The sequence below is a fragment of the Enterobacter sp. 725m/11 genome, assembly GCF_011683705.1.
In the GTDB taxonomy this organism is placed as follows: domain Bacteria; phylum Pseudomonadota; class Gammaproteobacteria; order Enterobacterales; family Enterobacteriaceae; genus Enterobacter; species Enterobacter bugandensis.
In genome coordinates this window covers 1-22,177 of the sequence record NZ_JAAQOK010000013.1, presented here as the reverse complement: position 1 = coordinate 22,177, position 22,177 = coordinate 1, and the positions used below count along the sequence as shown (strand labels likewise).

Here is a 22,177-nt window from a genome sequence, read left to right as displayed (position 1 = left end):
CGTCATGACTTCGTTTAATCCCGTCGATCATCCGCATCGTCGTTTTAACCCGCTAAGCGGGCAATGGATTTTGGTCTCTCCGCATCGCGCCAAGCGTCCCTGGCAGGGGGCGCAGGAGACGCCTGCAAAACAGACCCTGCCGCAGCACGACCCGGATTGCTTCCTCTGTCCGGGCAACACGCGCGTGACCGGGGATAAAAACCCGGACTACAAAGGCACCTTCGTGTTTACCAACGATTTTGCCGCCCTGATGACCGACACCCCGGATGCCCCCGCGAGCCACGACCCGCTGATGCGCTGCGAAAGCGCGCGCGGTACCAGCCGCGTGATCTGCTTCTCGCCCGATCACAGCAAAACGCTGCCGGAGCTGAGCGTGGACGCGCTGAAAGAGGTGGTCAGCACCTGGCAGGCGCAAACCGCTGAGCTGGGGCAGAGCTATCCGTGGGTGCAGGTGTTCGAAAACAAAGGCGCGGCGATGGGCTGCTCTAACCCGCATCCGCACGGCCAGATCTGGGCGAACAGCTTCCTGCCCAACGAAGCCGAGCGTGAAGACCGTCTCCAGAAGGACTATTTCGCAGAAAACGGCTCCCCCATGCTGGTGGACTACACCCAGCGCGAGCTGTCCGACGGCAGCCGTACCGTAGTGGAAACCGAACACTGGCTGGCGGTCGTGCCTTACTGGGCCGCCTGGCCGTTTGAGACGCTGCTGCTGCCGAAAGCGCACGTTCAGCGCATTACCGATCTCAGCGACGCGCAGCGCGACGACCTGGCGCTGGCGCTGAAAAAGCTGACCAGCCGTTACGACAACCTGTTCCAGTGCTCCTTCCCGTACTCCATGGGCTGGCACGGCGCGCCGTTTAACGGCGAAGATAATCAGCACTGGCAGCTGCACGCCCATTTCTATCCGCCGCTGCTGCGCTCTGCAACGGTGCGTAAATTTATGGTGGGCTATGAAATGCTGGCGGAAACCCAGCGTGATCTGACGGCAGAACAGGCGGCAGAGCGTCTGCGTGCCGTCAGCGACGTCCACTATCGCGAATCAGGAGTCTAAAAATGAGTCTGAAAGATAAAACACAATCCCTGTTTGCTGAGAAATTTGGCTACCCTGCCACCCACGTAATTCAGGCGCCTGGTCGCGTCAACCTGATCGGTGAACACACCGACTACAACGACGGCTTCGTGCTGCCGTGCGCCATCGATTACCAGACGGTTATCAGTTGTGCGAAGCGCGATGACCGTAAAGTCCGCGTCATTGCGGCGGATTACGGTAATGAGACGGACGAGTTTTCCCTTGATGCCCCGATTGTGACGCACGACAGCCAGCAGTGGTCTAACTACGTGCGCGGCGTGGTGAAGCATCTGCAGAAGCGCAATAAAAACTTCGGCGGCGCCGATTTAGTCATCAGCGGCAACGTGCCGCAGGGTGCGGGCTTAAGCTCGTCGGCCTCGCTCGAAGTGGCCGTGGGAACCGTCTTCCAGCAGCTGTATCATCTGCCGCTGGACGGGGCGCAAATTGCCCTGAACGGTCAGGAAGCGGAAAACCAGTTCGTGGGCTGCAACTGCGGCATCATGGACCAGCTGATCTCCGCGCTGGGCAAAAAAGAGCATGCGCTGCTGATCGACTGCCGCTCGCTTGGTACCAAAGCCGTTCCCCTGCCAAAAGGCGCGGCCGTCGTGATTATCAACAGTAACTTTAAACGCACGCTGGTGGGCAGCGAGTACAACACCCGCCGCGAACAGTGCGAAACCGGCGCGCGCTTCTTCCAGCAGCCTGCCCTGCGCGACGTGACGCTCGATGAATTTAACAAAGTGGCGCACGAGCTGGATCCTGTCGTCGCCAGACGCGTTCGCCACGTGCTGACCGAAAATGCCCGTACCGTTGAAGCCGCCTCCGCGCTGGCGAAAGGTGACCTGAAGCGCATGGGTGAGCTGATGGCGGAATCTCACGCCTCCATGCGCGATGATTTTGAAATCACCGTGCCGCAGATCGACACCCTGGTGGACATCGTCAAAGCGGTTATTGGCGATAAAGGCGGCGTGCGCATGACGGGCGGCGGCTTTGGCGGCTGCATTGTCGCGCTGGTGCCGGAAGAGCTGGTCCCTGCCGTCCAGGACGCCGTGGCGAAGCAGTACGAAGCGCAAACGGGCATCAAAGAAACGTTCTATGTATGTAAAGCATCACAAGGAGCCGGACAGTGCTAAACGAAACACCTACCCTCGCACCGGATGGTCTGCCGTATCGCCTGTTAACCCTGCGCAACAGCGCGGGGATGGTGGTTACGCTGATGGACTGGGGTGCGACCCTGCTTTCTGCCCGCGTACCGATGCCGGACGGCAGCGTGCGCGAAACCCTGCTGGGCTGCGCCTCACCCGAGCAGTACGTTAATCAGTCTGCCTATCTGGGCGCGTCCGTCGGGCGCTATGCCAACCGCATCGCGAAAAGCCGTTTTGAGCTCGACGGCGTGCAGTACCCGCTGCTGCCAAGCCAGGGCGAGAACCAGCTTCACGGCGGTCCGGACGGGTTTGATAAACGCCGCTGGAAAATTGTTCGTCAAAACGACGGCGAAGTGCTGTTCTCGCTGGATTCGCTTGATGGCGATCAGGGCTTCCCGGGGAACCTTACCGCGTCCGCGCGCTTTACGCTGACGGACGACAACCGTATCGCTATTGAATACCGTGCGACGGTCGACAAGCCGTGTCCGGTTAACCTGACTAACCATGCCTACTTCAATCTCGACGGCAACCAGTGCGACGTGCGTAACCACAAGCTGCAGATCCTGGCGGACGCGTATCTGCCGGTTGACGAGATGGGCATTCCGTATCAGGGCCTGAAAGACGTGAGCGGGACCAGCTTTGATTTCCGCAGCGCGAAAGTTATCGCCCAGGATTTCCTGAGCGATGACGATCAGCGCAAGGTGAAAGGCTACGATCATGCGTTCCTGCTGCACGCCAAAGGTGATGTGAAGCAGCCTGCCGCACAGGTCTGGTCCAGCGATGAGAAACTGCAGATGACGGTGTATACCACCGCCCCTGCCCTGCAATTCTACTCGGGCAACTACCTCGGCGGCACGACGGCGCGCGAACACAATGAGTACAGCGACTGGCAAGGACTTGCGCTTGAGAGCGAGTTCCTGCCGGACAGCCCCAATCATCCTGAATGGCCGCAGCCGGACTGCGTGCTGCGCCCCGGTGAAGAGTACATTAGCGTGACGGAATACCATTTTATTCCGAAATGATTTCCAGCCCTCCCATCGGAGGGCTTTTTTCTGCGCGTCTTGCTGAAAATAGCGCCGATCGCTGACAAAATCCTAACCCTGGATTCACAAGCATCTTACACTCAGAGACTATTTTCGCTATGGTTAGGGTTAAGCGTTGCTGCTGGCACGGCCACAGCAATATAATGAGAATTGTTATCATTCTAAAAATGCTTGAGGAGTAAGAGATGGCTATTACTAAGCTGGTCCTGGTGCGTCACGGCGAAAGCCAGTGGAACAACGAAAACCGCTTTACCGGTTGGTACGACGTTGATCTGTCCGAGAAAGGCGTAAGCGAAGCAAAAGCAGCAGGTAAACTGCTGAAGGAAGAAGGCTTCAGCTTTGATTTTGCTTACACCTCTGTGCTGAAACGTGCCATCCACACCCTGTGGAACGTGCTGGACGAACTGGATCAGGCCTGGCTGCCGGTTGAGAAATCCTGGAAACTGAACGAGCGTCACTACGGTGCGCTGCAGGGTCTGAACAAAGCGGAAACCGCTGAGAAATACGGCGACGAGCAGGTTAAACAGTGGCGTCGCGGCTTCGCGGTCACCCCACCAGAGCTGACCAAAGATGACGAGCGCTATCCGGGCCACGACCCGCGCTACGCGAAACTGACCGATGCTGAGCTGCCAACCACCGAGAGCCTGGCGCTGACCATCGACCGCGTTGTGCCTTACTGGAACGAAACCATTCTGCCACGCCTGAAAAGCGGTGAGCGCGTGATCATCGCTGCTCACGGTAACTCCCTGCGCGCGCTGGTGAAATACCTGGATAACATGGGCGAAGACGAGATCCTCGAACTGAACATTCCAACTGGCGTACCGCTGGTATATGAGTTCGACGAAAACTTCAAACCAATCAAACATTACTACCTGGGTAACGCGGACGAGATCGCAGCGAAAGCAGCGGCTGTCGCGAACCAGGGTAAAGCGAAGTAATTTTCGCCGGACATAAAAAAAGCGCGGAGCCTTCCGCGCTTTTTTATTTGTGCGTGAGGACTCAGCCGCGGCGCGCTTTTACCGCATTCGCCAGCTGACGCAGGATGGCATCGGTATCGTCCCAGCCAATGCAGGCATCGGTGACGCTTTTGCCATACACCAGCGGCTCGCTGCCTTCCAGGTTCTGGTTACCTTCAACCAGATGGCTTTCGATCATCACCCCAATTACCGCCTTCTCACCGTTAGCGATCTGCTGACAGACGTCTGCCCCCACTTCCATCTGCTTTTTGAACTGCTTGCTGGAGTTGGCGTGGCTGAAGTCGATCATTACCTGCGGTGGCAGCCCGGCTTTTTCCAGCCCGGCCTTCACCTCTGCCACGTGTTTTGCACTGTAGTTTGGCTCTTTACCGCCACGCAGAATGATGTGGCAATCACCGTTACCGCTGGTGTTGACGATGGCGGAGTGACCCCATTTGGTCACGGACAGGAAGCAGTGCGGCGCACCCGCGGCGTTGATGGCATCGATAGCCACTTTGATGGTGCCATCAGTACCGTTTTTGAAGCCCACCGGACATGAGAGACCGGAAGCCAGCTCGCGGTGAACCTGAGATTCAGTGGTACGGGCACCAATGGCGCCCCAGCTCATCAGGTCTGCCAGGTATTGTGGCGTAATCATATCCAGGAACTCGCCGGCAGCAGGCAGGCCGCTGTCGTTGATCTCCAGCAACAGCTTGCGCGCAATGCGCAGGCCGTCGTTGATCTGGAAACTGTTATCCATGTGCGGATCGTTAATCAGCCCTTTCCAGCCCACGGTCGTGCGTGGTTTTTCAAAATAGACGCGCATGACGATTTCCAGCTCATCCTTTAACTCTTCACGCAGGGTGAGCAGACGCGCCGCATACTCTTTCGCAGCGGCAGGATCGTGAATGGAGCACGGGCCAATCACCACCAGAAGACGATCGTCATTACCTTTCAGGATCTTGTGGATCGCTTTACGAGCATGAGAAACCGTATTTGCGGCATTTTCAGTGGCGGGGAATTTCTCAAGGAGTGCTACGGGAGGTAATAACTCATTGATCTCTTTGATGCGTAAATCGTCGTTCTGATAATTCATCTTCTTTCCAGCTCTGCCATATCTTTAGTAATGAAAGCAATCCTTTCAATCTATCTTGTCGACCAGGAAGTGTAAACACGGTTTTACACTTCACGCAGATAATTCCTGGAATTCGCCTAAAAATCGCCACAAAATAGCGAAAAATGAGATCTAACCTAAGCTTTTTAACTGTAACAACCATTTTTAAACGCTTAAACGCGATTCCCTACTGACGTAAGTCCGTAAGGCGGAATCTTTCGCCTCTAAAAAGATGCACTGTTGGAGAATGTTATCCAGCGTAACGACAAGAACAGGAGCACCATCATGAAAATGACAAAACTGACTACCCTCTTCCTGACTGCCACACTCACCCTTGCCAGCGGCAGCGTCCTGGCCGCAGAAACGGGGGCTTCAGACAGCAACGGTGATGCCAATGCGGCAGCAGCGGCAGGCCAGGTTGCGCCTGATGCGAAACAGAATATCGCCCCGAATAATGTCGATAACAGCCAAATCAATACCGGCAATACCAATACCGGCGGTACCATGCTGCATCCGAACGGTAGTGCTTCCGACACCATGAATCATGACAACATGAGCTCGGATGAGGTTCATAAGAACTCGATGTGCAAGGACGGCAAATGTCCCGATCCGAACGACAAAGTGGGTAACGACGCCAATACCAAAACTGATGGCACAACCCAGTAATTCTTGATGCTTCAAATGCGAAAGGAGAGCCCAGGCTCTCCTTTCTTTTTGGAGTAACCTGTTAAAAACGCTACACTAAAATAATAACGAATCAGGAAAGCAGACATGGCGCACACCCACTCACACCCATCTTCTCCCGGCAACGACAACGCAAAACGACTTATGCTGGCCTTTGGCGTTACGGCCACGTTTATGGTTATCGAGGTCATTGGCGGCCTGGTTTCCGGCTCGCTGGCGCTGCTGGCTGATGCCGGACATATGCTGACCGATGCCGCAGCGCTGCTTTTCGCCCTGCTGGCGGTGCAGTTTGCTCGCCGCCCACCCAACGCGCGTCATACCTTCGGCTGGCTGAGGCTGACCACCCTTGCCGCGTTTGTTAACGCCATCGCGCTGGTGGTTATTACTGTTCTTATCGTCTGGGAGGCCGTACAGCGTTTCAGGCACCCGCAGCCCATCGCCGGAACGACAATGATGGTGATTGCCGTGGCGGGGTTGCTGGCAAATATTCTGGCGTTCTGGATTTTGCATCGCGGCAGCGGGGAAAAGAACCTCAACGTTCGCGCTGCGGCTCTGCATGTGCTGGGGGATTTGCTCGGCTCAGTCGGGGCGATTGTCGCCGCGCTGGTGATCCTCTATACCGGCTGGACGCCTGTCGACCCCATTCTCTCCGTGCTGGTATCGTGTCTGGTCTTGCGCAGCGCCTGGCGGCTGCTGAAGGAGAGCGTCAATGAACTGCTGGAAGGGGCGCCGGCATCAATGGACATTGACGAGCTGAAACGAAACCTGCGCCGTACTGTCCCGGAAGTGCGTAACGTTCATCACGTGCACGTCTGGCTGGTAGGCGAGAAGCCGGTCATGACGCTGCACGTCCAGGTCATCCCGCCCCACGACCACGACGCGCTGCTTGAACGCATCCAGCACTTTCTTGAACATCACTATGAGATAGGTCACGCCACCATCCAGATGGAGTATCAGCCCTGTAGCGGGCCGGACTGCCACCTTAACGAGGCGCAGCCCGACCATTCACATCATCACCACTAGCTTGAAAGCGCGTGTGAGCCACGCTCACGCGCGCTCTTGATCCACATCCGGCTGCCGTTCAGGGCAATGAAGGTCAGCAGCAGATACTCCAGCGACATGGCATAGACGCCCTGAAGGGCAAAAATCACCACGCTGATGACGTTGATGATGACCCATAGTAACCAGTTCTCAACATATTTACGGGTCATCAGGACCATCGCCGCGATCGACAGCACCATCATGCAGGAATCCCAGAACGGGAAGGCATCCGGCTGAAGCTCCGGCATCGTCACGTTGAGGCCAATCGCGGACATGACCGAAACGGCAACGCGGGTCAGGAACGCAAACACCGGGTTGATGTAGACGGTCATCAAACCAATGGCGACGACGCAGGCGACAAACCAGGCGATGGCTTTCGGTAAGGGCAGCCAGCGGATCTGCAGCTCCGCCTCCTGCTGGCTGTTCTGCCGGGACCAGGCGTACCAGCCGTAAATATTGGCGGCGAAGAAAAACAGCTGTAAAAGCAGGCTGGCGTAAAGCTGGATCTGGAAGAAGATAATCGCAAACAGCGTGACGTTAATCAGCCCGAACGCGTAGTTGCTGATCTTCTCCAGGCTTGCCAGCCAGATACACAGCAACCCCGCCAGCGTGCCTACGGCTTCAATCCATGACAGGTCATAGCCACCTGCACCAATCGGTATATGAACCAGAATGTTTTGCGTGCTAAAAAAATCCATCTTTTCCCCAGGGCGTTTTTGAATTAAGTACGTAGTGTAGCCGCAAAATCCAGCATGCGGTTAAGCGGAATTAACGCACCGTCACGCAGAGCGGCGTCCACATGAATTTCATGCGCTGCACCGCCTGTCTCGAGCCCTTCGGCAATGGCCTTCAGGCCGTTCATCGCCATCCACGGGCAATGCGCGCAGCTGCGGCACGTCGCGCCCTCACCTGCCGTTGGGGCTTCCAGCAGCTCTTTCTCCGGTACGGCCTGCTGCATCTTATAGAAGATACCGCGATCGGTCGCGACGATGAGCTGCTTGTGTGGCAGCGTCCTGGCCGCGTTGATAAGCTGGCTGGTTGAGCCAACCGCATCGGCCATATCAACAATCGACTGCGGTGATTCAGGGTGCACAAGAATGGCCGCGTCAGGATAAAGCGCCTTCATACGGGACAGCGCCTGGGTCTTGAATTCGTCGTGCACAATGCAGGCGCCCTGCCAGCAGAGAACGTCAGCGCCGGTCTGCTTCTGAACGTAATTGCCAAGATGGCGGTCCGGGGCCCAGATAATTTTCTCACCCAGGCTGTCCAGATGCTCAATCAGCTCAACGGCGATGCTCGACGTGACCACCCAGTCTGCGCGCGCTTTTACCGCCGCAGAGGTGTTGGCGTAAACAACCACGGTCCGGTCAGGATGGGCGTCGCAGAAGGCGTTGAATTCGTCAATCGGGCAGCCGAGATCGAGCGAACACTCCGCATTGAGCGTCGGCATCAGAATGGTTTTTTCCGGGCTGAGGATCTTTGCCGTTTCGCCCATAAAGCGCACGCCTGCAACCAGCAGCGTGGAAGCGGGATGTTTTGCACCGAAGCGGGCCATCTCCAGTGAATCAGAAATACAGCCCCCGGTCTCTTCCGCCAGCTGCTGGATTTCCGGATCGGTGTAGTAATGGGCAACCATCACCGCATCGCGCTCTTTGAGAAGCCGTTTGATCTTCTCGCGGTAGAATTGTTTTTCATCCTGGCTTAATGGCACAGGCTTTGGCGGAAACGGATAGATTGCGGCTTCAGGATCGAACATCACGCTCATTATGGCTTCTCGTTTTACTGGCTTAACAATATTGCCTTTCTTTTGCCTGACAAAGCAAAACGCAGGGCAATTGTGTTTTATATACTAAACAAGATAGCGAATCTGGAGTGAAAAGTCACCGGGAATAGATGTGAGGAGCATTTGTTGTACGGCAGATAGCAAAAAGGCGCCTTTAGGGCGCCTTTCTACACTGGTGGGTCGTGCAGGATGACTCGCTTCGCTCGCCCTTCGGGCCGTCGCCGTAAACGGCTCCGGTGCCTCACTACGTTCGGCTCGAACCTGCTGCAGGTTCGAATCATCCAGATCGCAGATAGCAAAAAAGCGCCTTTAGGGCGCTTTTTTACATTGGTGGGTCGTGCAGGATTCGAACCTGCGACCAATTGATTAAAAGTCAACTGCTCTACCAACTGAGCTAACGACCCCTTGCGGGATGTACTGCTAATTTATTCAGGCTGGTGGGTCGTGCAGGATTCGAACCTGCGACCAATTGATTAAAAGTCAACTGCTCTACCAACTGAGCTAACGACCCATTCGGGTGTTGCCTGAATTATCACTCGGCACCAATAAAATTGGTGGGTCGTGCAGGATTCGAACCTGCGACCAATTGATTAAAAGTCAACTGCTCTACCAACTGAGCTAACGACCCGAGTGGTGGGTGATGACGGGCTCGAACCGCCGACCCCCTCCGTGTAAAGGAGATGCTCTACCAACTGAGCTAATCACCCACTCTGTACTGCCGGAACTGCGTTAAGTGGTGGGTCGTGCAGGATTCGAACCTGCGACCAATTGATTAAAAGTCAACTGCTCTACCAACTGAGCTAACGACCCACTTTTATGCTGCTTTCACGTTGTTTGATATCCCGTGGCAACGGCGGCATATATTACTGATTTAAGAATTCTGCGCAACAAAAATTTCGATGAAGATCACTTAACTGCTTAGTAATCATGCTGCACGACCAGAAATAACGCGATTTCTGGTCATGCGATAATCATCCCATCGAATTCAGGCGTTTTTGCGCCTGCTTAGCACCTTCGGTGCCCGGGAATTTTGCGACCACCTGCTGATAAACCGCTTTGGCTTTCGCCGTGTCGCCTTTGTCCTGCATGATCACGCCAACCTTAAACATCGCATCTGGCGCTTTCGGCGATTTCGGGTAATTTTTTACCACGGAGGCAAAATAAAACGCCGCATCGTCCTTTTTACCCTTGTTGTAATTCAACTGACCGAGCCAGTAATTCGCATTTGGCTGATAGGTTGAGTCAGGGTATTTCTTGATAAAGTTCTGAAACGCAGCGAGCGCGTCATCCTGACGAGATTTATCCTGCACCAGGGCAATGGCCGCATTGTAATCCGTATTCGCGTCACCGCTCTGTACAGGCGCTCCTGTTGAGGCTGAAGCATCAGCAGACGGCGCAGGCGCTGAGGTTGCCGCGCCGCTTTGATCGCCCGCTGCGGGTTGTGCTGCTGCACCGCCGCTGCTCAGGCTATCTATCTGCAATAAAATTTGCTTCTGACGTTCCACAACCTGGTTAAGCTGATACTGACTTTCCTGAATCTGACCACGGAGAGAGTCAATATCGTTTTGGTTATCGGAAAGTTGCTGCTGGAGTTGGGTTAAAAGCTGACTGTGAGCGTTAGAAATACGCTCGAGCTGAGTGACCCGGTCTTCTACCGAGCCTGAGCCGACACTACTGATTGGTGCCTGAGCAAAAGCGGCCCAGGGGGCCGCTATTCCAACCAGTAACGACAGACTCAACAGATGATGTCTGAAGTTACTGCTCATGCAATTCTCTTAGTAAACCAGTACGGCACGACGGTTTTTGGAGTAAGCCGCTTCGTCGTGACCCAGTACTGCAGGTTTTTCTTTACCGTAAGAAACGATGGAGATCTGGTCAGCAGAAACGCCTTTACCCTGCAGGTACATCTTAACGGCGTTAGCACGACGTTCACCCAGGGAGATGTTGTACTCTGGAGTACCACGTTCGTCCGCGTGACCTTCTACGGTGACTTTGTAAGATGGGTTGCTACGCAGGAAGTTAGCGTGAGCATCCAGCATCGCAGCGAAGTCAGAACGGATGTCGTATTTATCCAGATCGAAGTAAACGATGTTGTTCTGCTGCAGCTGCTGCATCTGAAGACGCGCTTGCTCTTCAGAAGACATGTTGCCATTGCCGTTCGCGTCCATACCGGTACCGGCACCCATCATGCCTTCGCCGCTCTGGTCATTGCTGGCGTTCTTGTTAGAAGAACACGCTGCGATTGCCATTACAGGCAGAGCGATCATCAGCCCCTTCAGCACTTTGTTCAGTTGCATTTCTATGATTCCTTTAGTAATCAATTAATTATTATTTACAGATACGGCGACCAGGCAGGTGATTTTACCTGTCCATCAGTTGCCGGAATACGCGCTTTGAAACGCCCATCTGTAGAAACCAGATTCAGCACAGATCCCATCCCCTGAGAAGAGCTGTAGATTACCATAGTGCCGTTAGGTGCCAGACTTGGCGTTTCATCCAGGAACGTTGACGACAGAACTTGAACGCCACCCGCTACCAGATCTTGTTTGGCAATGTGCTGCTGCCCACCGTTGGAGCTGACCATTACCATGAATTTACCGTCGCTGCTCACGTCTGCGTTCTGGTTCTGAGAACCTTCCCAGGTGATACGCTGCGGAGCACCGCCGTTAATGTTCACTTTATAGATTTGTGGACGGCCTGCCTGGTCAGAGGTAAACGCCAGGTTTTGGCTGTCCGGGAACCATGATGGTTCAGTATTGTTGCTGCGACCGTCGGTCACCTGACGGATCTGGCCAGAGCCAATGTCCATCACGTACAGGTTCAGGCTACCGGTTTTAGACAGCGCAAACGCCAGTTTAGACCCATCTGGAGAGAAGGAAGGCGCACCGTTGTGACGTGGGAACGACGCTACCTGACGCACCGCACCGTTAGCCAGCGTCTGGATAACCAGCGCAGAACGACCACTTTCGAAGGTCACGTAGGCCAGCTTAGAACCGTCCGGAGACCAGGCTGGAGACATTAGCGGCTGTGAAGAGCGTTTCACCAGGAACTGGTTGTAACCGTCGTAGTCAGAGACGCGCAGCTCGTACGGGAACTGACCGCCGTTGGTCTGTACCACATATGCGATACGGGTACGGAACGCACCTTTAATACCGGTCAGCTTTTCGAATACCGCGTCGCTGGCCGCGTGTGCCGCGTAGCGCAGGTACTGTTTAGTGACCTTGTAAGAGTTCTGTGCCAGAACGGTACCCGGTGCACCGCCGGTATCCACCAGCTGCCAGGCCACGTTGTAAGAACCGTCCGGGTTAGGCGTAACCTGCCCCACCACCACGGCATCGATACCCAGCGCAGACCATGCAGCAGGCTGGACTTCCTGCGCACTGCCCGGCTGCTGCGGCAGACGAGAACGATCTAACGGGTTGAATTTACCGCTGTTACGCAGGTCAGCCGCCACGATGCCACCGGCATCTTCAGGTGCAGCGCCAGGACCGGCCCACTGGAACGGAACAACACCGATTGGGCGTGCCGAGTCCACCCCCTGGGTGATCTCGATACGTACTTCTGCGTGCAGGACTGCTGCCCACAGCATTAAAAAACTAAATGCTACACGTAATGCCTGCTTCATCATATCTCCCTTATCCGGGTAACCTTACCCACGATAATTTAGCAGAATGTTAACAAACTCAAATAGACAAAACTACCCGAACCCTGTGACTAAACCTGGTCTATTTTTCCCCGTTTGCACGGGGAAAATGTAACTTAAGGTTTGAAGTCCAGCGGCGCATTTTTGAAGACTTCGTAGACTGCCTGAGAAGGCGGTTTAGGCATCTTCGCCTGACGCGCTGCAGCCAGAGCCGCAGTACATAAAGCCGGGTCGCCACCTTCAGACTTAATATCAAGCAGCATGCCGTCCGGAGCCAGTTTTATACGCAGCGTACACGTTTTACCGGCATAGGAAGACGCATCGTAGAACCGGCTTTCAATCGCCGATTTAATCTGCGCGGCATAGCCGTTGATTTCAGCCCCTGTCGCACCGTTACTCTTAGTGTTACCACTTCCGGTCGGCGCTGCGTTGTTTCCTTTCGCACCACCGCCCGTTTTCGGTGCATTCTTACCGGAGCTTAAATCCCCCAGCAGATCGTCAACCCCTGCGGCGGCCGCGGCTTTTTCAGCGGCAGCAGCCTTTTTAGCAGCCGCTTTTTCAGCAGCGGCTTTCTTATCGGCAGCGGCCTTCTCAGCTGCAGCTTTTTTATCAGCAGCGGCTTTTTCAGCGGCGGCAGCTTTTTCTGCAGCAGCCTTCTCAGCCGCAGCGGCTTTCTTCGCAGCCTCGGCAGCCGCTTTCTTCTCTGCGTCCTGAGCGGCTTTCTTCGCGGCTTCCGCTTCAGCTTTCTTCTGTGCGTCAGCAGCGGCTTTCTTCGCGGCTTCCGCTTCGGCTTTCTTCTGGGCATCCGCAGCGGCTTTCTTCGCGGCTTCGGCCTCAGCTTTCTTCTGGGCATCGGCAGCCGCTTTCTTCGCCGCTTCTGCTGCTAATTTTGCCTGGGCATCAGCCTGCGCTTTGGCATCCGCTGCGGCTTTTGCTGCCGCCTCTTCCGCCTGCTTTTGCTGTTCCTGCGCTTTCTTCGCGGCCTCTTCGGCTTGCTTCTGCTGTTCCGCCTGTGCTTTCGCGGCTTCCTGCGCCTGCAAACGTTCTTTCTCAAGCTGCTTCAAACGCTCCTGCTCGGCGGCCTGCTTTTCACGCAGCTCTTCCGCCTGCTGTTGCGCCTGTTTTTCACGCTGCTCTTCAGCCCGTTTGGCACTCGCCTTCTGCTGTTGTTCGCGATTATAGTTTTGCACTACCGCACCGGGGTCCACCATTACGGCGTCAATGGAAGACCCTCCACCGCCGCCTGCTGATGCATCAATATGCTCGTCGAACGAACTCCAGATCAGCGCTGCAAAAAGAATAACGTGCAGCACTGCGGAGACGATTATCGCTCGCTTAAGCTTGTCGTTCTGTTCGGTTGCCTTTGACACTATCGGTTCCCAAAAACTACGCGGATGATCAAATAGGTTGAGTCATTAAGCCAACTGACTTAACACCCGCACTATGTAGCAAGTTCAGCGCTTTAATAATTTCATCGTAGGGTACGTCTTTCGCGCCACCGATTAAGAAGACCGTTTTCGGATTTGACTCCAGGCGACGCTGCGCTTCGGCAATAACCTGCTCAGGTGGCAGCTGATCCATACGATCTTTCTCAACCACCACGCTGTACTGCCCTACGCCGGAAACTTCAATGATGACCGGAGGATCGTCATTGGTGCTCACCGCCTGTGATTCTGTCGCATCCGGCAGATCGACTTCCACACTCTGGGTAATGATGGGCGCTGTTGCCATGAAGATCAGCAGCAGTACCAGCAGAACGTCTAGCAGTGGCACGATATTGATTTCGGACTTGAGCTCGCGACGACCTCGTCCACGCGATCTGGCCATGGTTTACCCCTTGTTGCTCTCGGTGCTGGTAAACGCCTGACGGTGCAGAATCGCGGTGAACTCTTCCATAAAGTTGTCGTAGTTCAGTTCCAGTTTGTTCACGCGCTGGTTCAGACGGTTGTAAGCCATTACCGCCGGAATTGCCGCAAACAGACCGATAGCGGTCGCAATCAGTGCTTCAGCGATACCCGGTGCAACCATCTGCAACGTCGCCTGCTTCACCGCGCCCAGCGCGATAAAGGCGTGCATGATCCCCCACACGGTACCAAACAGACCGATATACGGGCTGATAGAACCCACGGTGCCGAGGAAAGGAATGTGCGTTTCAAGATTTTCCAGCTCGCGGTTCATGGAGATACGCATCGCACGCGATGCCCCTTCCACGACGGCTTCCGGCGCATGATTGTTTGCCCGATGCAGACGAGCGAACTCTTTGAATCCGCTATAGAAAATTTGTTCGGAGCCGGTCAGGTTTTCACGGCGTCCCTGGCTCTCCTGATACAGGCGAGAAAGTTCAATACCCGACCAGAACTTATCTTCAAATGCTTCCGCTTCACGGCCAGCTGCATTGAGGATACGCGTTCTCTGGATAATGATGGCCCAGGATGCGATTGAAAAACCAATCAAAATCAACATGATAAGTTTAACCAGAAGGCTTGCCTTCAGGAACAAATCAAGGATATTCATGTCAGTCACTGCTTAAACTCCGCGACAATAGACTTAGGAAGCGCACGAGGCTTCATTATGGTTGGATCAACACAAACAATCAGTACTTCAGCTGAGTTCAGTACGGTGTTCTCTGCGTTGACTATCCGCTGCGTGAAAACCAGTGAGGTCCCGCGCATTGATGTAATTTCTGTTTGGACTTCGAGCATATCGTCGAGTCTGGCAGGCGCAAAATACTCAAGCGTCATCTTGCGTACCACGAAGGCAACTCGCTCAGCCAACAGCACCTGTTGACTAAAGTGATGATGGCGCAGCATCTCTGTGCGTGCCCGTTCATAAAAAGCAACGTAGCTGGCGTGGTAAACCACACCACCGGCATCGGTATCTTCGTAATAGACACGAACCGGCCATCGAAACAGCGTTGTATTCACTTTACATCCCAGTAATGCAACAAAAGTTAGAGCTTTTAAACTTCGCTACTATACGCGCGGGAAAGATGGTTTGGAATGGGGGAAAGTAAACGGAGAGTAAATTTTTATGGGCTCGGGTAAGCCCATAACGTTAACGGACATTTCTTATTCAGAAGAAGAAGAAAATCAAACCGGCGAGAAGCACCAGATCGGCAATCAGCGGGCAAAAAATTCCCTGCCAGTGAACGGCTTTCGGACGAAAGCCCACGCCGTGGATCACCCCGGCACACACTGCCCACATGATGAGGAAGCCGTGCCAAATCTCAAGCTCGCTGGTCTTTGCCGCAAAGCGCGACGGGTCCCAGAAGATACAGCCTGCCAGCAGTAATGCCATCACTAAAGAAAGCGCCCGTAACGGGCGCTTATCCATTACCGCGTAAAGCTTCGCGATAATATTCATCAGTGTTTTTCTTCACCCGCTTTGGTCGCTTCGACGTGCTCAAGCGCCAGGGCAGTGATGACACCAAAAGCACAGGCAAGAAGCGTCCCTAAAATCCATGCGAAATACCACATATTCAGCTCCTTACTTAGTACATAGAGTGGGTGTTGCTTTCGATATGTTCTTTGGTGATACGACCGAACATTTTCCAGTAGCACCAGATGGTGTAGGCCAGAACAATCGGAACGAACACGCAAGCAACGTAAGTCATTAAGTTCAGCGTCATATGGCTGGAGGTTGCATCCCACATGGTCAGGCTAGCATTCAGCATGGTGCTGGATGGCATGACGAATGGGAACATGGCAATACCCGCCGTCAGGATGATGCACGCCAGCGTCAGTGAAGAGAACACGAACGCCAGAGCACCTTTCTCCAGACGAGACGTCAGCACGGTCAGCAGCGGCAGCAGCACGCCCAGAGCCGGGATCGCCCACAGCGCAGGGGTATTGTTGAAGTTCACCAGCCATGCACCAGCCTGACGCGCCACTTCTTTGGTCAGCGGGTTAGACGGTGCCGAGTGGTTAATCGCAGACGTCACCACGTAGCCATCAATACCGTACACCACCCACACGCCTGCCAGAGCGAAGCAAACCAGCGTCACCAGTGCCGCCACCTGAGCAGTAGCACGGGAACGCAGGTGCAGTTCACCCACAGTACGCATCTGCAGGTAAGTTGCGCCCTGAGTGATGATCATCGCCACGCTCACCACACCGGCCAGCAGGCCAAACGGATTCAGCAACTGGAAGAAGTTACCGGTGTAGTAAAGACGCATGTATTCATCGAGGTGGAACGGTACGCCCTGCAGCAGGTTACCGAATGCCACGCCAATCACCAGCGGTGGAACGAAGCTACCAATGAAGATGCCCCAGTCCCACATGTTGCGCCAGCGGGTATCTTCAATCTTGGAACGGTAGTCGAAACCGACCGGACGGAAGAATAAAGAGGCCAGCACCAGAATCATCGCCACATAGAAGCCGGAGAACGCAGCCGCGTAGACCATCGGCCAGGCAGCGAATAGCGCGCCGCCTGCGGTGATCAGCCACACCTGGTTACCGTCCCAGTGAGGGGCGATGGAGTTAATCATGATTCGACGCTCGGTGTCATTACGACCGAGGAAACGGGTGAGCATCCCCACCCCCATGTCGAAACCATCCGTGACGGCGAAACCGATCAGCAGAACGCCAACCAGCAGCCACCAGATAAAACGCAATACTTCATAATCGATCATTTGATGACTCCTGTCTTAGCGTGCCGGCTGAGTAGTCGCAGCGGACTGCTCGTAGTGATAGCGACCGGTTTTCAGGCTGCTTGGGCCAAGGCGCGCGAACTTGAACATCAGGAACAGTTCAGCCACCAGGAACAGGGTGTACAGACCACAGATCAGCAGCATGGAGAAGATCAGGTCGCCTGCCGTCAGGGAAGAGTTCGCGACCGCCGTTGGCAGCACCTCACCAATCGCCCATGGCTGACGGCCATACTCCGCTACAAACCAGCCGGATTCAATCGCGATCCACGGCAGTGGAATACCGTACAGCGCGGTACGCAGCAGCCATTTTTTCTCGCCGATGCGGTTACGAATCACGGACCAGAAGGACGCCGCAATGATCAGCAGCATGATGATGCCGCAGCCCACCATGATACGGAATGCGAAGTACAGTGGCGCAACGCGTGGAATCGAGTCTTTGGTCGCCATCTGAATCTGTGCTTCCGTCGCATCAGAAACGTTCGGGGTATAACGTTTCAGCAGCAAACCGTAGCCCAGGTCTTTCTTCACATCGTTAAATTGATCGCGAACGGCCTGATCGGTAGAGCCGGCACGCAGCTGTTCCAGCAGCGAGTAAGCCTTCATACCGTTACGGATACGCTCTTCGTGCTGAACCATCAGCTCCTTCAGACCCGTTACCTGCTTATCGACAGAACGGGTTGCGATGATACCCAGCGCGTAAGGAATTTGGATGGCGAAGCGGTTTTCCTGCGCGTCCTGATCGGGAATACCGAACAGCGTAAAGGCAGCAGGCGCCGGTTGGGTTTCCCATTCGGCTTCGATAGCGGCCAGTTTGGTTTTCTGCACGTCACCCATTTCGTAACCGGATTCATCACCCAGAACGATAACGGAGAGGATTGCAGCCATACCGAAGCTTGCAGCGATAGCAAAGGAGCGCTTGGCAAACGCGAAGTCACGACCGCGCAGCATATAGTAGGAGCTAATACCCAACACGAACATCGCGCCGCACACGTAGCCAGATGCCACGGTGTGAACAAATTTAACCTGAGCAACCGGGTTCAGGACCAGCTCGGCAAAGCTGACCATCTCCATACGCATGGTTTCGAAGTTGAAGTCAGACGCGATCGGGTTCTGCATCCAGCCGTTCGCCACCAGGATCCACAGCGCGGACAGGTTCGAACCTAATGCCACCAGCCAGGTTACGGCCATGTGCTGGACTTTACCCAGACGGTCCCAACCGAAGAAGAACAGACCTACAAAGGTGGATTCGAGGAAGAAGGCCATCAGGCCTTCAATGGCCAGCGGCGCACCGAAGATATCCCCTACATAGTGGGAATAGTAGGACCAGTTAGTCCCGAACTGGAACTCCATGGTCAAACCGGTTGCCACGCCCAGCGCGAAGTTGATACCGAACAACTTGCCCCAGAACTTGGTCATATCTTTATAAATCTGTTTGCCGGAGAGGACGTAAACCGTTTCCATAATTGCCAGCAGGAACGCCATACCGAGCGTCAGCGGCACAAACAGGAAGTGGTACATCGCGGTCAAGGCAAACTGTAAGCGCGACAGTTCGACTACGTCTAACATTATGACTCCTTGCTCATCGCATGAAGACTCCGAGAGTGAACCCCGTCAGAAAGAGATTCACACGCATGCCCCAATACAAATTATTCGCATCCTGGTCGTCGTTATTACCCTGGAGAAGGATAAAAACGATGACGACAGGTTACAAATAGGTTAATAAAAAACTCAAATTGATCCCGCAAATATAATACGCTGCAAAACCCTTACAATAAACAGGTTTTTATTGAATCACATTTACGTTTTTCGACGGCGATCAATTTATAGCAAAATTACCACTTTTCGGCCATTTTGATCGGGGACAATTTAGCGCTTTTCGGCATCTTTTTCCAAGCATTAAACTTTGATTTAAATCAAAAACCAGTCTTGATGTTAATCATGTTTAGCTGCGGTGAGAATGGTAAAAACCATGTTAATGATATGTGCATGCAAAGATGCGATTGGTTATCGAAGACCAAAAAAAATATAAACAGAAGTGATTTTAATTAACGCGAGAGAAAAATGCCCTATCGAAGCGGGACAAACAATAAGCGTAGCTGGGCCAGTTTATTTTTCCATTCTGTTTTTGCAACTCTTAGAAATTACATTTGATTTACTTTTATTATCCCGGAAGTTAACACCGAAGCGTGACTATCTAATGAAAAAAGGCCGCAAACTCTGCGGCCTTTTGATCGTGTCAGCGGTTTTCAGGCAAGAAGAATGCTGAAGGTTCGTGACTGTCCCGGTCTGAACGCCCCGACGATGCCCTCTTCTTCACGATTGTCTATTATCCGTTCATTCATGTCCGTTTCGCAGCACCGTTTCACGGTCGGATCCACGGATAAGGTCGCGTCACATGCGCTGGACTCGGAAGGGTTGAACAGACGAAGAATGAGCTCGTCTCGATCTTCAGCCTTTTTGAGCGTACTGAGCACGCATCCCGTGGGCGAAAGCGCCAGCAGGCTGTAACTTTCCGGCGTGGTAAACGACGAGCGATTGAGCTTCATCGCGTCCCAGGGAATTTTGTTATAGCACTGCACCGGCGTTAACCACGATTTAGCCTGCTGCGCGACGCCCGCGTTTTCCGGCGTACCACTGAAGCTGAAAAGGCTAAAGCGACAGCTTAACGAACCGCGCACCTGGGAGTCAGGAACAGGCATTTTGATTCCTGAAGGCCTACCGGGGCGCAACAGCAAATCTTCTTTGCCGAGTAACCCCACGCCGCGCAGCAGGGTCAGGGCAAAGGCTTTTTTATCCTCGCCTACTACTTCAAACTCGCGCAGTCCTTCAGTGAACAGCGCAAGCCCGTTTCGTTTTTCCTGCAGGACGGCATAGTTGAGTAAATTCCAGACGGGAACCGGCGCTTCTTTCCACCCCTCCTCCTGCCAGTTTTCCATCGCCGCGTCCTGCACCGGACGAGTGAGGGTGCCAAACTGCGTATCCGCTAACACGCCCTGGGTTGTAAACGGCGTAGGGATCAGCACGCGAACGCGGTGGTCGTCAGCCTGATTATCCAGACGCACCGCCACATCAATACGCCTGCTGTGGTTGCTAAGCGTGATTTCAACCTCAGCGCCGAGAGACCCGTTTCGCTGACCCGCCGCGCGTTCGGCCAGATTAGCCGGTACCGCGATCTGATGGCGAATCACCGCCCTGCTCTGCCAGCCTTCGTGTATAACCTCGACCTGATGCTCGCCCTGCGCTGAAGTGAGTCTCCACTCTTCCCGCGAAGGCGAGTAGTCGTACTCATCGCCATCATCCGAACTCTCTTCGATTTCCAGCACCCGGTCATAAATCAGCCCGGTTTCTTTGTCGCGCAGGCGCAGCGTACCGTCGTTATTTAAATCAATCTGCCAGAAGGCGTTTTCGAGCAAGGATTCGGTGTTTATCACCGGAGAGATCACCTTCCCGGCCACGTTTGGCTCGATAAACAGCGTACGGTAGCCCATCGACGGCAGTATCTGGCTGAGCTGAATATCAAACTCCATAAACGGCTCATAATTACCGTAATGGACAATCTGCCTGTCAATGAGACCAGGGTCCAGCTCGCGCGCGCTGCGAATGAAATACGGGATCTCGTTGCCTTTATCATCCAACAGACGGAACTGGCTGGCGCGCAGTCGAATCGTGGTGTTCATCACCTCTTCACGCGGCCAGGGCATCAGGTTGAACATCACCAGTTTGTCGGCGTCGCTTTGCGGCATGTTGTCGACAATCTTGCGCATATAGAAACGCACCAGGTTATCTGCCATGTCTTCAGCCAGTTCAAAACGAGAGACAATCTCACGATGCACCTTGTCGCTGCAGCAGCAGCCGATGCTGTCGTGAGCGTGGTTTTTAAGGATCTCTTTCCACATCTTCTCCAGCAGGCCGTGGTGATAATCGAAGCCCAGCGTCCATGCAAGCGTCGCCAGCGGTTCGAGGATGTTGACAATTTTGTTCTCAATACGCGCATGGGCAATTTTGATATCCATGCGCGTGGAGCCGATTGTCCGGTGCACGCGCATGTATTTCCCGTCGATAAACTCCCCTTTCAGGGTCGCCAGTTCATCGCGGCGTGCCTCAATGTGGTCAAACACCTCTTCAAAGCGGCTCATTACAAATTGACGCTGCGGATAGATTTCACGCAGCTTATCCATCACGGAGAAAATGTTCTGCTGCAGCGGCATCTGATCGTGACCGTTGGGCAGCAAAATCTCTTTGGTGACGGAGGCCTTTTCCAGAACGTCGAAATAGCTGTCGAGCCGTTTTCGCAGCCCGGCTTCGTCCTCCGGTAAGTACTTACCAATCGCGTAGCCCAGCGGCAGCACCTGCGCCGTGACTTCACTGCCGTCCTGGCTCTGCCAGAGAAATTCGGTTTTATCGGTCCCGTGTCGTTCCGAGCAGCCGCGCCAGAACATCGTCCGGGTAATGCCAAATCCGTTATAGATATGCGGAAGCTGGCCGGACATACCAAACGAATCCGGCAGATAGCCGATCTTCATCGGCTCGCCGAACGCCATACAGTCCCGGATGCCGTACATCAGGTTGCGGACAATCGACTCGCCGCTGACAATCGTGGTATCGGTCTGGGTATACCAGGGGCCGATAATCAGTTTTCCGCGCTCCACAAGCGCCTTTACCCGCGCGCGGTTTTCGGGCACGACGGCAAAATAATCTTCCAGCACCGCCGTCTGGCCATCAAGGACGTAATATTTATACTCGTCGTCCTGCTCCAGGCGGGTCAGGATCTCTTCCATATTATTGACCAGAAGAATGCGCGACTCTTCAGTGGTGAAGTACCACTCACGGTCCCAGTGCATATGCGGCGTGATATGAACGCGAGATACAGCTTTCATCTTCGTTTCCTGTTTTGTGAGTTTTTACGGTATGGCGTCTTCTGTGAGGTATTTGCCCTTTTTTACCGCCTGACGTCGCCAGAGCAGCAGAACAAACGTGGAGACAGCGGTCCCCGCCAGCGCCGCGCCAAACCAGCCCACCGCCGCAACCACACCTGTCTCTTATACACATCT

At 54.3% G+C, this 22,177-nt stretch carries 22 protein-coding genes, 5 tRNA genes and 1 other RNA gene; 6 read left to right on the top strand and 22 right to left on the bottom strand.

Annotation, left to right across the window (positions count from 1 at the left end):
* Window positions 1–4: 4 nt before the first annotated feature.
* From galT to gpmA, 4 genes are all read left to right on the top strand, one after another.
* A complete protein-coding gene (galT, locus tag HBA26_RS07585; protein ID WP_126346115.1) occupies window positions 5–1,051 on the top strand; it encodes a galactose-1-phosphate uridylyltransferase in 1,047 nt (348 codons plus the stop codon).
* Between the two features lie 2 nt (window positions 1,052–1,053).
* Window positions 1,054–2,202 carry a galactokinase gene (gene galK / locus HBA26_RS07580; RefSeq protein ID WP_028012396.1) on the top strand — a complete coding sequence of 383 codons (1,149 nt, stop codon included), beginning with the start codon at window positions 1,054–1,056 and terminating at the stop codon, window positions 2,200–2,202.
* Complete coding sequence (galM, locus tag HBA26_RS07575; RefSeq protein WP_059357964.1) at window positions 2,196–3,236, top strand: galactose-1-epimerase; 1,041 nt, start codon at window positions 2,196–2,198, stop codon at window positions 3,234–3,236. Before galK ends, galM begins: the two co-directional genes overlap by 7 nt.
* A gap of 206 nt (window positions 3,237–3,442) precedes the next feature.
* Window positions 3,443–4,195, top strand: coding sequence for a 2,3-diphosphoglycerate-dependent phosphoglycerate mutase (gene gpmA / locus HBA26_RS07570; protein WP_008501111.1), 753 nt, complete (start codon window positions 3,443–3,445; stop codon window positions 4,193–4,195).
* A 61-nt stretch (window positions 4,196–4,256) separates the two neighbouring features.
* Here gpmA and aroG read toward each other — a convergent pair whose 3' ends face one another.
* On the bottom strand, window positions 4,257–5,309 hold the full coding sequence (gene aroG, locus HBA26_RS07565; protein ID WP_028012394.1) for a 3-deoxy-7-phosphoheptulonate synthase AroG: 1,053 nt from the start codon (window positions 5,307–5,309) through the stop codon (window positions 4,257–4,259).
* A gap of 303 nt (window positions 5,310–5,612) precedes the next feature.
* On the opposite strand from aroG, the gene HBA26_RS07560 reads away from it, so the two are divergent.
* Both HBA26_RS07560 and zitB read left to right on the top strand, forming a co-directional pair.
* Complete coding sequence (locus HBA26_RS07560; protein ID WP_045259933.1) at window positions 5,613–5,993, top strand: protein YbgS; 381 nt, start codon at window positions 5,613–5,615, stop codon at window positions 5,991–5,993.
* 105 nt (window positions 5,994–6,098) lie between these two features.
* Window positions 6,099–7,034 (top strand): CDF family zinc transporter ZitB, encoded by a 936-nt coding sequence (gene zitB, locus HBA26_RS07555; RefSeq protein WP_028012392.1) that lies wholly within the window; start codon window positions 6,099–6,101, stop codon window positions 7,032–7,034.
* On the opposite strand, the gene pnuC is transcribed toward zitB, so the two are convergent.
* The 21 genes from pnuC to HBA26_RS23055 all read right to left on the bottom strand — a co-directional run bounded on the left by pnuC (window position 7,031) and on the right by HBA26_RS23055 (window position 22,156).
* Window positions 7,031–7,750 (bottom strand): nicotinamide riboside transporter PnuC, encoded by a 720-nt coding sequence (gene pnuC / locus HBA26_RS07550; protein WP_028012391.1) that lies wholly within the window; start codon window positions 7,748–7,750, stop codon window positions 7,031–7,033. The two genes, zitB and pnuC, sit on opposite strands and share 4 nt — an antisense overlap.
* 23 nt (window positions 7,751–7,773) lie before the next feature.
* On the bottom strand, window positions 7,774–8,817 hold the full coding sequence (gene nadA / locus HBA26_RS07545) for a quinolinate synthase NadA (RefSeq protein WP_047363817.1): 1,044 nt from the start codon (window positions 8,815–8,817) through the stop codon (window positions 7,774–7,776).
* A gap of 191 nt (window positions 8,818–9,008) precedes the next feature.
* Window positions 9,009–9,137, bottom strand: a non-coding RNA gene (locus HBA26_RS07540) — RtT sRNA.
* Between the two features lie 26 nt (window positions 9,138–9,163).
* Window positions 9,164–9,239 (bottom strand) — tRNA-Lys (locus HBA26_RS07535).
* A 31-nt stretch (window positions 9,240–9,270) separates the two neighbouring features.
* Window positions 9,271–9,346, bottom strand: a tRNA-Lys gene (locus HBA26_RS07530).
* Window positions 9,347–9,387: 41 nt separating this feature from the next.
* Window positions 9,388–9,463: transfer RNA gene (locus HBA26_RS07525), tRNA-Lys, on the bottom strand.
* A 3-nt stretch (window positions 9,464–9,466) separates the two neighbouring features.
* Window positions 9,467–9,542: transfer RNA gene (locus HBA26_RS07520), tRNA-Val, on the bottom strand.
* 27 nt (window positions 9,543–9,569) lie between these two features.
* Window positions 9,570–9,645: transfer RNA gene (locus HBA26_RS07515), tRNA-Lys, on the bottom strand.
* Between the two features lie 161 nt (window positions 9,646–9,806).
* Window positions 9,807–10,601 (bottom strand): cell division protein CpoB, encoded by a 795-nt coding sequence (gene cpoB / locus HBA26_RS07510; RefSeq protein ID WP_028012389.1) that lies wholly within the window; start codon window positions 10,599–10,601, stop codon window positions 9,807–9,809.
* A 9-nt stretch (window positions 10,602–10,610) separates the two neighbouring features.
* Window positions 10,611–11,132 carry a peptidoglycan-associated lipoprotein Pal gene (pal, locus tag HBA26_RS07505; RefSeq protein WP_003858578.1) on the bottom strand — a complete coding sequence of 174 codons (522 nt, stop codon included), beginning with the start codon at window positions 11,130–11,132 and terminating at the stop codon, window positions 10,611–10,613.
* 35 nt (window positions 11,133–11,167) lie between these two features.
* On the bottom strand, window positions 11,168–12,460 hold the full coding sequence (tolB, locus tag HBA26_RS07500; RefSeq protein ID WP_013097529.1) for a Tol-Pal system beta propeller repeat protein TolB: 1,293 nt from the start codon (window positions 12,458–12,460) through the stop codon (window positions 11,168–11,170).
* A 134-nt stretch (window positions 12,461–12,594) separates the two neighbouring features.
* Window positions 12,595–13,848 carry a cell envelope integrity protein TolA gene (gene tolA, locus HBA26_RS07495; protein WP_028012388.1) on the bottom strand — a complete coding sequence of 418 codons (1,254 nt, stop codon included), beginning with the start codon at window positions 13,846–13,848 and terminating at the stop codon, window positions 12,595–12,597.
* Between the two features lie 28 nt (window positions 13,849–13,876).
* A complete protein-coding gene (gene tolR, locus HBA26_RS07490) occupies window positions 13,877–14,305 on the bottom strand; it encodes a colicin uptake protein TolR (protein ID WP_003858589.1) in 429 nt (142 codons plus the stop codon).
* Between the two features lie 3 nt (window positions 14,306–14,308).
* On the bottom strand, window positions 14,309–15,001 hold the full coding sequence (gene tolQ / locus HBA26_RS07485; protein WP_008501101.1) for a Tol-Pal system protein TolQ: 693 nt from the start codon (window positions 14,999–15,001) through the stop codon (window positions 14,309–14,311).
* The gene (gene ybgC, locus HBA26_RS07480; protein ID WP_003858593.1) at window positions 14,998–15,402 is read right to left on the bottom strand and encodes a tol-pal system-associated acyl-CoA thioesterase; all 405 of its coding nucleotides are present in this window, start codon (window positions 15,400–15,402) and stop codon (window positions 14,998–15,000) included. The genes tolQ and ybgC overlap by 4 nt, the downstream gene beginning before the upstream one ends.
* A 148-nt stretch (window positions 15,403–15,550) precedes the next feature.
* Entirely contained in the window at window positions 15,551–15,841 is a 291-nt protein-coding gene (gene ybgE, locus HBA26_RS07475) for a cyd operon protein YbgE (RefSeq protein ID WP_008501100.1), read from the bottom strand.
* The gene (gene cydX, locus HBA26_RS07470) at window positions 15,841–15,954 is read right to left on the bottom strand and encodes a cytochrome bd-I oxidase subunit CydX (RefSeq protein ID WP_003858598.1); all 114 of its coding nucleotides are present in this window, start codon (window positions 15,952–15,954) and stop codon (window positions 15,841–15,843) included. Before cydX ends, ybgE begins: the two co-directional genes overlap by 1 nt.
* 14 nt (window positions 15,955–15,968) lie before the next feature.
* Window positions 15,969–17,108: a cytochrome d ubiquinol oxidase subunit II gene (gene cydB / locus HBA26_RS07465; RefSeq protein ID WP_028012386.1), complete on the bottom strand. Its 1,140-nt coding sequence runs from the start codon at window positions 17,106–17,108 to the stop codon at window positions 15,969–15,971.
* A gap of 15 nt (window positions 17,109–17,123) precedes the next feature.
* Window positions 17,124–18,692 carry a cytochrome ubiquinol oxidase subunit I gene (gene cydA / locus HBA26_RS07460; protein WP_048959964.1) on the bottom strand — a complete coding sequence of 523 codons (1,569 nt, stop codon included), beginning with the start codon at window positions 18,690–18,692 and terminating at the stop codon, window positions 17,124–17,126.
* 680 nt (window positions 18,693–19,372) lie between these two features.
* Window positions 19,373–22,003, bottom strand: a complete 2,631-nt coding sequence (mngB, locus tag HBA26_RS07455) for a mannosylglycerate hydrolase (protein ID WP_126345026.1) — start codon at window positions 22,001–22,003, stop codon at window positions 19,373–19,375.
* Window positions 22,004–22,027: 24 nt separating this feature from the next.
* Window positions 22,028–22,156, bottom strand: a complete 129-nt coding sequence (locus HBA26_RS23055) for a hypothetical protein (protein WP_279589265.1) — start codon at window positions 22,154–22,156, stop codon at window positions 22,028–22,030.
* Between the last annotated feature and the right edge of the window lie 21 nt (window positions 22,157–22,177).

What these genes read in the sequence shown, in the direction of transcription:
- galT (WP_126346115.1), top strand. Translation starts at nt 5, where the DNA reads ATGACTTCGTTTAATCCCGTCGATCATCCGCATCGTCGTTTTAACCCG.
- galK (WP_028012396.1), top strand. Translation starts at nt 1,054, where the DNA reads ATGAGTCTGAAAGATAAAACACAATCCCTGTTTGCTGAGAAATTTGGC.
- gpmA (WP_008501111.1), top strand. Translation starts at nt 3,443, where the DNA reads ATGGCTATTACTAAGCTGGTCCTGGTGCGTCACGGCGAAAGCCAGTGG.
- aroG (WP_028012394.1), bottom strand. Translation starts at nt 5,309, where the DNA reads ATGAATTATCAGAACGACGATTTACGCATCAAAGAGATCAATGAGTTA.
- HBA26_RS07560 (WP_045259933.1), top strand. Translation starts at nt 5,613, where the DNA reads ATGAAAATGACAAAACTGACTACCCTCTTCCTGACTGCCACACTCACC.
- zitB (WP_028012392.1), top strand. Translation starts at nt 6,099, where the DNA reads ATGGCGCACACCCACTCACACCCATCTTCTCCCGGCAACGACAACGCA.
- pnuC (WP_028012391.1), bottom strand. Translation starts at nt 7,750, where the DNA reads ATGGATTTTTTTAGCACGCAAAACATTCTGGTTCATATACCGATTGGT.
- nadA (WP_047363817.1), bottom strand. Translation starts at nt 8,817, where the DNA reads ATGAGCGTGATGTTCGATCCTGAAGCCGCAATCTATCCGTTTCCGCCA.
- cpoB (WP_028012389.1), bottom strand. Translation starts at nt 10,601, where the DNA reads ATGAGCAGTAACTTCAGACATCATCTGTTGAGTCTGTCGTTACTGGTT.
- pal (WP_003858578.1), bottom strand. Translation starts at nt 11,132, where the DNA reads ATGCAACTGAACAAAGTGCTGAAGGGGCTGATGATCGCTCTGCCTGTA.
- tolB (WP_013097529.1), bottom strand. Translation starts at nt 12,460, where the DNA reads ATGAAGCAGGCATTACGTGTAGCATTTAGTTTTTTAATGCTGTGGGCA.
- tolR (WP_003858589.1), bottom strand. Translation starts at nt 14,305, where the DNA reads ATGGCCAGATCGCGTGGACGAGGTCGTCGCGAGCTCAAGTCCGAAATC.
- ybgE (WP_008501100.1), bottom strand. Translation starts at nt 15,841, where the DNA reads ATGAATATTATCGCGAAGCTTTACGCGGTAATGGATAAGCGCCCGTTA.
- cydX (WP_003858598.1), bottom strand. Translation starts at nt 15,954, where the DNA reads ATGTGGTATTTCGCATGGATTTTAGGGACGCTTCTTGCCTGTGCTTTT.
- cydB (WP_028012386.1), bottom strand. Translation starts at nt 17,108, where the DNA reads ATGATCGATTATGAAGTATTGCGTTTTATCTGGTGGCTGCTGGTTGGC.
- cydA (WP_048959964.1), bottom strand. Translation starts at nt 18,692, where the DNA reads ATGTTAGACGTAGTCGAACTGTCGCGCTTACAGTTTGCCTTGACCGCG.
- mngB (WP_126345026.1), bottom strand. Translation starts at nt 22,003, where the DNA reads ATGAAAGCTGTATCTCGCGTTCATATCACGCCGCATATGCACTGGGAC.